Annotated in this window: 9 protein-coding genes; 8 read left to right on the forward strand and 1 reads right to left on the reverse strand. The window is 48.2% G+C overall.

Features of this window, described 5'->3' with window-relative positions; translation table 11 throughout:
- Window positions 1-87: 87 nt before the first annotated feature.
- The 7 genes from glmS to AXE86_RS11175 all read left to right on the forward strand — a co-directional run bounded on the left by glmS (window position 88) and on the right by AXE86_RS11175 (window position 8,278).
- Window positions 88-1,917, forward strand: coding sequence for a glutamine--fructose-6-phosphate transaminase (isomerizing) (gene glmS, locus AXE86_RS11145; RefSeq protein ID WP_061946816.1), 1,830 nt, complete (start codon window positions 88-90; stop codon window positions 1,915-1,917).
- Window positions 1,918-2,010: 93 nt separating this feature from the next.
- Window positions 2,011-3,267: a threonine/serine ThrE exporter family protein gene (locus AXE86_RS11150; protein WP_061946817.1), complete on the forward strand. Its 1,257-nt coding sequence runs from the start codon at window positions 2,011-2,013 to the stop codon at window positions 3,265-3,267.
- A 43-nt stretch (window positions 3,268-3,310) separates the two neighbouring features.
- Window positions 3,311-4,504 carry a multidrug effflux MFS transporter gene (locus tag AXE86_RS11155; protein ID WP_009442140.1) on the forward strand — a complete coding sequence of 398 codons (1,194 nt, stop codon included), beginning with the start codon at window positions 3,311-3,313 and terminating at the stop codon, window positions 4,502-4,504.
- Between the two features lie 68 nt (window positions 4,505-4,572).
- On the forward strand, window positions 4,573-5,250 hold the full coding sequence (locus AXE86_RS11160) for a response regulator transcription factor (protein WP_061946818.1): 678 nt from the start codon (window positions 4,573-4,575) through the stop codon (window positions 5,248-5,250).
- Window positions 5,247-6,575 carry a sensor histidine kinase gene (locus tag AXE86_RS11165; protein WP_050343875.1) on the forward strand — a complete coding sequence of 443 codons (1,329 nt, stop codon included), beginning with the start codon at window positions 5,247-5,249 and terminating at the stop codon, window positions 6,573-6,575. Before AXE86_RS11160 ends, AXE86_RS11165 begins: the two co-directional genes overlap by 4 nt.
- Before the next feature lie 24 nt (window positions 6,576-6,599).
- On the forward strand, window positions 6,600-7,439 hold the full coding sequence (locus AXE86_RS11170; protein WP_061946819.1) for an energy-coupling factor transporter ATPase: 840 nt from the start codon (window positions 6,600-6,602) through the stop codon (window positions 7,437-7,439).
- Window positions 7,424-8,278, forward strand: coding sequence for an energy-coupling factor transporter ATPase (locus AXE86_RS11175; RefSeq protein WP_050343880.1), 855 nt, complete (start codon window positions 7,424-7,426; stop codon window positions 8,276-8,278). The genes AXE86_RS11170 and AXE86_RS11175 overlap by 16 nt, the downstream gene beginning before the upstream one ends.
- A 72-nt stretch (window positions 8,279-8,350) precedes the next feature.
- On the opposite strand, the gene AXE86_RS11180 is transcribed toward AXE86_RS11175, so the two are convergent.
- Window positions 8,351-9,562, reverse strand: coding sequence for an HD-GYP domain-containing protein (locus AXE86_RS11180; RefSeq protein ID WP_061946820.1), 1,212 nt, complete (start codon window positions 9,560-9,562; stop codon window positions 8,351-8,353).
- A gap of 273 nt (window positions 9,563-9,835) precedes the next feature.
- On the opposite strand from AXE86_RS11180, the gene AXE86_RS11185 reads away from it, so the two are divergent.
- A complete protein-coding gene (locus tag AXE86_RS11185; RefSeq protein WP_061946821.1) occupies window positions 9,836-11,266 on the forward strand; it encodes an LCP family protein in 1,431 nt (476 codons plus the stop codon).

The raw sequence follows: 11,266 nt of genomic DNA on the forward strand, positions 1-11,266 counted from the left end.
GTCAAATCATGCGGGTGACCGCGTGTACAAAGCTGCAGTCAGAGTGAAATCCCTGAGCGATATTTTACTCGGTCAGGAGGTATTTTTATGTGTGGAATTGTTGGTTATGTCGGTGATCGTCAGGCAGCAGAGTTTCTGCTGGATGGTCTGTCCAAACTGGAGTATCGCGGTTATGACTCAGCCGGAATCGCTGTCTACGACAACGGAAGTGTTCGTGTTGAGAAGAGTGTTGGACGCCTGTCTGCGCTTCGTGACAAGATCAAGGGAAATGTCCCCGTTGGCAACATCGGTATCGGTCATACGCGTTGGGCGACGCACGGTCGTCCGTCGGATGTGAATGCACATCCTCATGTGGATTGTCACAACGATTTTGCCATTGTCCATAACGGCATTATCGAAAATTATCTTTCACTGAAGGAAGAGCTCATCGAAAAAGGTCATGTATTTAAGTCCGAAACAGATACAGAGGTCGTTGTTCACCTCTTAGAAGAAGTCTACAACGGTGATTTCATCGTTGCAGTACGCGAGGTGCTGCGTCGAATTGAAGGCTCTTATGCTCTGGCATTTATGAGCCGCAAACACCCGGATATGCTTGTCTGCACAAAGCAGGACAACCCACTGATCATTGGCCTCGGCGAAGGGGAGAACTATATCGCCTCGGATATCCCCGCGATTATCTCCCGTACACGCCGCACCTACATCATGGGGGACGGCGAACTTGCCATTGTACACAAGGACAGTGTCGAGATCACTGACCGCAAGGGCGAGCCCGTTGCCAAGAAGGTATTTAAAGTCACATGGAATGCTGAGGCAGCAGAAAAGGGCGGCTATGAGCATTTCATGCTCAAGGAAATTCATGAACAGCCGAAAGCCGTTCGTGACACGATGAGCCAGCGTATTACGAGTGACAAAAAAAGTATTTCTTTTGAAGAACTTTCTTGGACCCCCGAGTATCTCAATTCCTTCAACAAGATCTATATTGTCGCCTGTGGTACGGCATATCATGCAGGACTCGTTGGGAAGTACTATATTGAGAAAATGGCGCGCGTCATTGTCGAAGTGGATGTCGCATCAGAGTTCCGTTATCGTGATCCGATCGTCGATGACAAGACGCTGCTGATCGTTGTATCGCAGTCCGGCGAGACAAGTGACACTCTTGCAGCACTCAAGGAGTCCAAGCGTCGTGGAGCGAAGACACTTGCGATTACGAACGTCGTTGGGTCCTCCATTGCGCGCGAGGCAGATCAGGTCGTTTACACATGGGCAGGACCTGAGATTGCCGTTGCATCGACGAAAGCATACACAACACAGCTCGTCCTCTTCTTCATGCTTGCACTGTATATGACGGAGATCAAGGGGATGATTGCGCCAAAGCGCACGGCGGAACTAGTGGAACATCTGCAGGAGATTCCCTCGCAGATTTCAGAGATCTTGTCTGACGTTGATCCCATCAAGACATTTGCCAAGCAGTACGGGTTCAATGAGGATGTTTTCTACATTGGCCGCGGTCTTGACTATTCCGTATCCCTCGAGGGAGCACTCAAGCTCAAGGAGATTTCGTACATCCACGCAGAGGCCTATGCTGCGGGTGAGCTGAAGCATGGTACACTTGCTCTGATCGTAGAAGGTGTTCCGGTCATCGCACTGGCAACCCAGCGGAACGTTTACGAGAAAACCCTTTCCAACATCAAGGAGGTCAAGGCACGTGATGCCGTTGTTATCGGTATTGCTGCCGAAGGGGATACTGAATTGAAAAAGTACGTGGATCATGTGATGCACGTACCGGCATCCGATGAGTTCATTATGCCGATTCTCTCGGTTATCCCGCTTCAGCTGCTTGCGTACTATGCTGCAATTACGCGCGGCTGCGATGTGGATAAGCCGCGGAATCTCGCAAAGTCTGTTACCGTAGAATAATATCATACATGGAGTGTGCAGCAGGACTGTGAAAACGGTTCTGCTGTTTTTCTTTGAAAAAGCGTGACATGGCAGTAAAGTCATGTTATAACTATGTTCATTATGATAAACGAAACAGCACGAATTAACATCAACAAGATTCTGGAACGTGCCATCGACATTGGGCAGCGCATGCTCGTAACCGGTGCGGAGGTAAGCCGCGTAGAGCGAACCATCAACTTTATATGTCGCGCCTACGGAGTTCGCCATGTGGATGTCATGGTCATTACCTCCAGCATTGTTGTGACGATACGTGGGGAGGACATCGGCGTCATTACACAGATGCGTCGTGTTCCGGGCCAAAACTTTGATTTTCAGCGATTGATCGCATTAAATCAACTTTCACGAGAAATTTGTGCACGTCCCATCACTTCGGATGAAATAAAGGCGCGTATACGCGACATTGATACGATGGATGAGATTTCTCTCAAAGCGTCTGTATTTTATTGGGCCATTATCGCGGGCAGTTTTTCTGCTTTTTTCGGAGGGCGTTTAGAAGATGCCGTATGTGCCGGGATCGTTGGTGTTTTTCTTCGGCTCATTCAATATTTGCTTGGCAGAACAAAACTGAATCCATACTGTGCCCTCGTTTTGCTTAGTTTTATCGGTGGTGTTTTTGCCAACTCATTCATGTGGATGGGGATGGATATTCATCCGGCTGCGATAAATATGGGCAACATTATGCCGGTGATCCCAGGGCTTGCCCTCATGAACTCGATTCGCGATATGTTCAGTCAGGAAACGATTTCCGGGCTGCTCAAGAGTGCAGAGGCATTTATTCTGAGCCTGCTGATCGCTACCGGCTTTGCGTTTAGTTCATCAGGAACCATCATCGCTTTTCAAACAACGTGGTGGGTCTATCTCCTCACGTCTCTCATCGGTGGATTCTTTTTTCATCTGCTTTGGCATGGGCATATCAAAGATGCCTGTGTAGGAGCTGTAGTCTGTATGATTGCCTGGGGATTCACCATCCTGTTCATAGCACTCGATTGGAATGAGTATGCCGGTTACTTTGCTGGAGCTGTATTTGCGACACTTGCCGCAGAAATTCTGGCACGTTTTTATAAATGCCCCGCAACAATTTTTTTGATCATCGGTGTTATTGCCATGGTTCCCGGTGGTTCGCTCTACCGAACAATGTTCTATGCGGTTGCTGCTGACTGGGATAAATTTGGTACGCAGGGGATAAAGACCTTCCTCTATGCGGCATCCATCGCAGCGGGAATCGTCATCGCAACTGCAATATGGGAAACGATAAAGGCATGGCTGATGAGCCACGGAAAGAAATCAACTGCTGCAAATGCTGCTTGAAACAATTAATACATACAGCAAACGAGGATCAGGGAGAAATACAATGGACATGAATGCGCGTACGCGGCTTTGGCTAACCATATTCCTTGGTGTTATGACGGCAATTGCACCGCTCTCAACGGATATGTATCTCCCGGCACTGCCTGAGGTGCAGGAAGCCTTTTCTGTCCCAACGTCATTGGTACAGATGACGCTTACTATGACAACGCTGGGCATGGCACTTGGACAGATTCTTGCCGGTCCATGGAGTGATCTCTGGGGACGCCGCAGGCCTCTTCTGATCGGAATGCTTGTCTTTGTCGGTGCAACGCTCGGCTGCGTACTCGCGCAGAATATATATCTTTTCCTCTTCTTTCGCTTCTTTGCCGGTTTCTCTGGGGCGAGCGGAATTGTTATCTCACGTGCAATCGCACGTGATGTTTGCGAAGGCTCAGAGCTCACACGGTTCTTTTCTGTACTCATGATGGTCAACGGATTTGCCCCCATTATTGCGCCTGTGATCGGCGGACAGATTCTTCTTTTTGCAAATTGGCGCGCCACTTTCATTTTATTGACACTCATCGGCGTAGTGCTGGCTGGTGCAACTCTCGCTTATCAAGAGACGCTCCCCAAAGAACAGCGCAGCAAGAACGTGATGGATTCTCTGAAGAAATTCCCCATCCTTTTACATGATCGTTATTTTCTCGGACATTGTCTGTTGCAGTGCTTCGTATTTGGTGGTTTCTTTTCCTACCTCTCTGGCTCTTCATTCGTCTTTCAGAATATCTATGGTGTCTCTCCACAGGGATTTAGTATGATTTTTGCCGTAATTGGAGCGGGGCTTCTCCTTGCCGGAATTTTACCGGCCCGTTTTGCCGGACGTGTGCCGGATATCGTTATGTTGAAATATGCCGTACTTGTTCCACTGATCGGGAGCAGCTTGCTTCTGATTGGATTTTTTGTTTCCGCACCGCTTCCTGTTATCTTTATTCTACTCTTTATTACCATCATACCACTCTCGGTGATGGGTGCGGCGAGCTTTTCTCTCGCGCTTTCACGACAGGGGAAAAATGCGGGCAGTGCTTCTGCATTGATCGGGTGTTTCTCGATGCTGCTGGGAGCCTGCATGATGCCTGTGGTAGGCATCGCAGGTGATTATACTGCCATTCCGATGGGAGTCATTATGCTGACTTGCTACGGGCTTGGGATGTTTGTCTTTTATCGCATGATTGCATCAGTGCACATAGCGATGCGTTAGCTCCTTTTTCAGCTATCTTTCACCCCCCTTATCTATAATTCTATTCGATATAGCAGGGAGATGGTATTATGCGTGTGCTTTTGGCAGAAGATGATCTGCGCCTTGGCAAGCTCATCCAATATATGCTTGAACGAAACGACATCAGTGTTGAGTGGGTGACAGACGGCAGTGATATTTATGCGTATGCAACCTACACAGAGTACGATATTCTGATCTTGGACTGGATGATGCCGGGCGAGTCAGGAGTCGATGCCTGTGCACGCCTGCGCCGAAACGGCTATGATCGTGCCATTCTCATGCTGACAGCACGGGACTCTGTGGAGGATCGAGTGAAGGGACTCGATGCTGGTGCGGATGATTATCTCGTAAAGCCATTCGAGTTTTCTGAGCTTTTGGCGCGCCTGCGTGCACTTGGCAGACGATCAACGCAGCGTATACAGCATGAGGTTGATGAAATCGGCGGTTTTAAGCTGAATCGTACGGCAAATATTCTCGAAAAGAATGGAAAGATCATTCAACTCTCTCCACGAGAATTTCAGCTGTTTGATCTCCTAGCACAGAATATCGGAATCGTGGTTCCGCGCGATATCATTCTCGATCGAATCTGGGGCTTGGAGGCAGACGTCAGCTCGAATAATATCGACTCCTATATGAAAATGCTGCGAAAGAAGTTAGACGCAGCGGGAGAGGGGGCCTCCATCAAAACGATACGTGGTGTCGGATATAAGCTGGAGGCACCGAATTGAGCGAACAGAATCTGTTTGGACGCAGCCGCTTGCTGTTGATGCTGCGCTATGCACTGGTTATGGGAGGGCTAGTTATTGTCCTCCTTTTTGCTATGCACAAGACGATGCAGTGGGCGATTACTTCTGAGCAGGCGCGGGAACTTTTGGATACAGCGAACAGCGTCGCAGAGTCTCAGGTGTATCATGAACTGCATACGGGAACAGATGCAGATGAGGCACAGCTGTATCGCAGTACCAATGATCGTCTCTTTTATTATGTGTTTGATGATCGTGGACGTCTCATAAATTTTTCGCGTGCCTCATCCCGTATCGAATCCTTTGTCTTGGACATCGTCGGCACATGGAATCCGTCTGACCGTGAGGTACGCGTATTTACAAAGACGAGTGAGCGCGGCGTTCAGACGAAAGTGATGATGATCTCACAAACGGTATCCAGCCCCCCCATGCCAATGCAAACGGTATACGTAGGAAAAGACGTTACCGCCATGTATAATGGACTGGAAAAAGCAACATCAGCACTAGCGGCATTGGGCGTTATCGCCATCATCTTTGCCGCTGCAATCGGCTATATTCTTTCGGGTGGTGCCATGCAGCCAATCCGTGAGGCGTATGAGCGCCAACGTCAATTTGCAGCAGACGCTTCCCATGAACTGCGCACCCCTCTCGCTGTTGTCCTAGCTTCTGCTGATCTTCTTCACAGTGATCCAACAATAACATCACCATTTTTAAAACAAGTCATTGAAGATGTACGTGATGAAGTAAAAAAAATGACAAAACTCGTAAGTGATCTGCTTACAGTTGCGCGCACAGATGGACGGGCAACACAGTTCAAACCGGTACGCATGGATATCGCTGCAGCAGCCAGACAGACGGTACGCATGATGCGCCCGTTTGCCGAGAAGAAAGATATTGCGATCCAAGAGCTCCTGCCCAAACGTGCAGAAATATATGCGGATGAACAGAAAATACGTCAACTTATACTGATTCTCGTCGACAATGCAGTGAAATATACACCGGAGCATGGTCACATTGAAGTTTCCTTGAGCACAGAGGAACGCGGCACGGTATGCCTTTCTGTCACAGATTCGGGAATCGGTATTGCAAAAGAACATCAGGAACGCATCTTTGATCGATTTTATCGTGTTGATAAAGCGCGTTCGCGCCGTATGGGCGGTAATGGTCTCGGCCTCGCCATTGCACGTGAGATAGTTGAGGCGCACCACGGCTCAATTACCCTCAACAGCGAACTTGGCAAAGGTACAACATTCCATGTTCGCCTGAAAACAAAGTCTAAGGAAGCGCTGAATTTATCAGTGCTTCCGTGAAAACATACGGGATGATAAAGACGAATGGAAGCACAATCATTTTTTTCACTTGACCATGTGACGCATATCTATCAAGGCACAGATAACGAAGACCACGAGGCACTCCGCGATGTATCTCTGGAAATTCCAGCCGGTGCGTTTGTCGCTGTCCTTGGCGCTAATGGCTCAGGAAAATCTACACTAGCACGTCATCTAAATGCACTTCTTCTGCCATCATCGGGAATCTGTCTCGTCGATGGCATGGATACGCGGGACGAATCCCAATGGTGGAAGATTCGCCAAAAAGTCAGTATGGTATTTCAGAATCCTGACAATCAACTGATCGCCGCTGTTGTTGAGGATGATGTAGCATTTGGCCCAGAGAATCTCGGTGTTCCTCCAAGCGAGATACGGACACGTGTCGAGGATTCGCTTGCATTGGTCGGGATGAGTAATCATGCGACTGATGCACCGCATCTGCTTTCCGGAGGACAGAAGCAACGTATTGCTATCGCGGGTGCTATCGCTATGCAAACGCAGTGTATTGTCCTAGACGAGCCCACAGCTATGCTGGATCCGCGCGGACGCGCGGAAGTTCTTTCTGCCGTGAAAAAACTGCACAAAGAGCAGGGGACAACGATCATCTATATCACGCACTTCATGGAGGAGGCAATTGCTGCGGATCGCATCGTTCTGATGGATCAGGGAAAGGTTGTCATGGATGGAACGCCGCAAGACGTATTCTCTCACACAGAACGTATACAGCAGCTGGGACTCGATCTCCCCCTTGCTGCCGATCTTGCACAACACTTGCGTCGAGCTGGAAAGCATCTATCGGAAAATATCTTAACAGACGAGGAGTTGATCCATTGTCTATCGAAATAGATTCTGTTTCCTATACCTATATGGAGAACACACCTCTCTCCCATACGGCACTTCATGACGTTTCACTTGTCATTAACGAGGGAGAATTTACTGCAATAGCAGGGGAAACAGGCGCAGGAAAATCTACGCTTATGCAGCTGATCGGCGGGCTGATTCAGCCCACTTCCGGCACAGTCTCCGTGGATGGCGTACTGCTTGGGAAGAGAACGCAAAAAAACGATATGAAAGATCGTTCCGCTCCCTTTCGCGTAGGCATGGTTTTTCAGTACCCTGAGCATCAGCTTTTTGAAGAAACTGTCTACGAGGATATTGCCTTTGGCCCGCGCAACCAAGGCCTACCCGAAGCCGAGGTTGAGCAACGTGTGCAAGAGTCAATGGCGCTTGTTCATCTCCCACAGGTCTATCGGGATCGTTCTCCCTTTGCGCTCTCCGGAGGAGAGCGAAGGCGTACGGCAATTGCAGGTGTATTGGCTCTTGCACCACGCTATCTCGTTTTGGACGAACCGGCAGCCGGTCTCGATCCACGTGGTCGCGAAGAACTTTTGTCGATGCTCTCGATTCTTCACCGTGAGCGTAATATGTCCATTGTTCTCGTCTCACATAGCATGGAGGATATCCTTCGTTCTGTCGAACGTTTAATCCTGCTGGCGAATGGACGTGTTATCGGAGAAGGTGCTCCATGTGACATATTTCGCAATACAGAGCTGTTGGAACAAGCCTCGCTTACACCACCGCATCTCCTGCGGCTTGGAAAGCAAATTGAAGAGATCGGCTATCCCGTCGGTCGTTGTAATACAGTACGAGAGATGGCCGATGTGATCCTGAGAACGCAAAAATAAGCAACAAAAAGTCCATTAGTGTATGATTAAGATGTGCGAGATCTATCATACACTAACGGACTTCGTTGTATCTCAACTCAACTTCACATGCGGCGCCGTCGTCACACCGGAGGATTTTATCCCAGCAGCCGCATCCTTTTTTCGTTCCTCTTCGAGGTAGTAGGATGGGTCGACACCTAGTTCATGGATGAAGTGATAGAGTTCATTTCCTGTAGGAACAACCTGTATGGATTTTGCTCCATTCGGCGTCTCATAGAGATCGATGACACTTCTCTCATTCAATAATTTTCCGTTTGTATCGGCAAAAAGAATGATGATCGGCGTTGTTGTGCGTCCAAACTTACTCTCTTTCACAACGGCGAAGCCAAATGTTGTCTTTAACACAGCCCCCTCTGGATAGAGTGCGACGTTGTTAAAAAATGTATCCAGCAAATCTTGGTCAAACTGTCCCTTGCTGATATTATGCATGATATTGTAGGCGATATTGGGCATGTAGGCCTTTTTGTAAGGACGTTCACTGGTTAGTGCATCATAAACATCGGCGATTGCCGTGATCTTTGCATAACGATGCATCTCATTGCCTGTAATCCTATTGGGGTAACCTGATCCATCGATATGTTCGTGATGCTGCGCAGCAATGGTTGCCAGAATACTTTTCTTGGGAAGATCACTGACATTGAGGATGCGGCGAGAACCATCGAGTGGATGTTTTTTCATTATCTTGAACTCACGGTCAGAGAGTCCTCGATTTTTTGTCAGGATATCTGAGCTTACGTCTACTTTGCCAAGATCATGCAGGAGACCACCGAGTGTAATCAGAGAGATTTCATCCCTTGGCATATGACAGAGCATGCCCATCATGGCAGAGAGTACGGCCACATTGACGCTGTGCGCGAAAGTATAAGCATCATGGGCACGTATATCGGTCAGCTGGACGAGGTTATTCCGATTTTCAAAGAGATCAAAGACAATGGAGTCTGTCACCCTCTGCAATGCCGTCGTATCAAGTGTTCCGTTCTCTTCAATGGATTGAAACGTATTGTAGACCGTACTGATTGCATTGATTCGTGTTTTTTCTTCAATGACATCGGGAGGCGGCGGCAGTTTATATGCCGGATCCATGGAAGTAACCGTTACAGATTGAATGCCAATCTGGCGCAGTTTCCGAATATAGTCAATGGTTACCGGCTGTCCCTTGACAAGATAGCTTCCTCCTGCCGTATTGAACAAGCTCTGTCCAAGGACCATCCCGTCTTTTAATTTCGATACAGGAAGTCGAAGCATAATTCCCTCTCCCTTGCAGCATTAGGCAACATCCCCATCCGTATTGCACCATGCCGATATACAGTTACAAATCTACATGTAAGTATAAATCATAGTTTACATGAAACGCCTTATTTTGTAAAGAAGGATTAAAACGACACGGTTGTAGAAAGTATGTTTTATTGTAAGCATTACATTGCTCCCACTGATCATACGCAGAGAATTTGCGCGGAACGCCTGTTTTTGCTATACTGAATCCAATTGGTATAAGCGGAGAGGGAGATTTACGAATCGATGGCACAAGAACCAGAAATAACTCCATCAGACAAGAAAACAACAGATCGTATGTTCATTAAGTATGCAGGAATTATATTTACGTTTTCATTTGTTCTGGTGTGTGCGATTTATTATGCAGGAGGATATTTTTTTTCCAGTTCATTAAAGGAAGCCGATGACGGCACCAGTGTTTCTGACGATCTCGGGTATGTGCTGCTCATGGGAGTAGATCGCAGAGATGACGACATTGGACGGAGCGATACGCTGATGCTTGCCGCCGTCGATGAAAAAAAAGATCGGATATCACTGCTGTCCATCCCTCGCGACACACGCGTTGAAATTGGAAACTATGGATATGATAAAATCAACCATGCGTATGCGTTTGGCGGTCATGATCTGACAATTGCATCCATTCGCAAGCTGCTTGGTGTTCCTGTCTCGCACTATATTTTGATTGACACGTCAGCATTTGAGCGGATTGTCGATGCCGTCGGCGGTGTCGATATCGACGTAGAGAAACGAATGTATTATGAAGACCCCTGGGACGACAATGGCGGTCTTATCATTGACCTTCAGCCCGGCATGCAGCACATGGATGGTGCTCATGCTATTCAGTATGTGCGTTATCGTGATGGGGAAGGGGATATTGGACGTATTTCACGCCAACAACGCTTCATGCGGGCTTTTTTTTCGCGTCTTATATCCCCTGAGATTCTTCCTCGCATCTCTGCCATCATCGGAGAAGTAAAGAATGCAGTTCAGACCGATCTTTCTATGCGGCAGTTGATTGCGCTGGCAAAACGGTTTAAAAACATTGATGCAGATGGGCTTTCGATGGCTATGGCTGCAGGAACCCCTGCATATCTTGGCGATGTGAGCTATTGGATCCCAGACATTGTCGCGTCAAGATCACTGCTCATGGAAGGCGTTGGCAGAGAGCTGTCAGCCCCCATGCGTGAAGAGGCCGAACGGGATGCCGAGAAATACCGTGCCGATATGCCAGAACGACTGCGCAGAATGATGGAGAACAGCATAAAAGTCAATTTTCCTTCTTCTGACGAACTGCTGGCGGAGGGCGATCGCGTGATCGGCGCACATCGTATCGCCGAAAAAAAAGAATCAAAAGAAGCTGGCGTGGAAAAGCTCCAGGACTCAATGGATCGTATTTCCGTCCTCATTGTTAATTCCAGTGGAATTGATGGTGCAGGGGCAGAGGTAGCAGATACTCTGCAGGCAAAAGGGTTTCGAATTTCAAGTGTAGAGACTGGACGATCGTCAGATCGTCCAAAAACTGCAGTCATGACGGCGGATTCGCATGTCAATCTTTTTTATGGCATGCCATTTCCATGCATTATTATGCCGGTGGAGAGAGCCGGAGAACAGCAGGCAATCATATATATTGGACGTGACTATCAGTCAACGCGAAAACACCAGGATGGAGAAAGGTAA

It is taken from the genome of Selenomonas sp. oral taxon 136, assembly GCF_001554015.1.
Taxonomy (GTDB): Bacteria; Bacillota; Negativicutes; order Selenomonadales; family Selenomonadaceae; genus Centipeda; species Centipeda felix.